This is a genomic window from Paenibacillus sp. S29, from assembly GCF_049319765.1.
Classification (GTDB): Bacteria; Bacillota; Bacilli; order Paenibacillales; family Paenibacillaceae; genus Paenibacillus; species Paenibacillus polymyxa_B.
On sequence record NZ_JBMOUI010000120.1, the window covers coordinates 1 to 229 of the forward strand.

Sequence of the window (229 nt, forward strand, 5' to 3'; positions counted from 1 at the left end):
GCGAAGGTGCTGCTGACGCAAACGCCGCTGCGAGAGCGTGCCGAAGCCTGGCTCGGCGAAGAGGAGCTGGCGCTGGCAGCGGTGCTGTACCTGGACGACGAAGCGTCGTACAGCGAGGAGCGGGCGAATGTGTCGGTTGTCTCCGGCATTGTCTCCGGCAAGCTGACGGATGCTGTGGACGACGGCGATGAGAGCCATCAGAATGTTGGCACCGACAGCTTCCATGAAG

At 63.3% G+C, this 229-nt stretch carries 1 protein-coding gene; it reads left to right on the top strand.

Annotated elements, in window-relative coordinates; all coding sequences use genetic code 11:
- Window positions 1-229: hypothetical protein (locus tag ACL9RM_RS26815; protein WP_414126732.1), on the top strand; the 229-nt coding region annotated here is incomplete at both ends.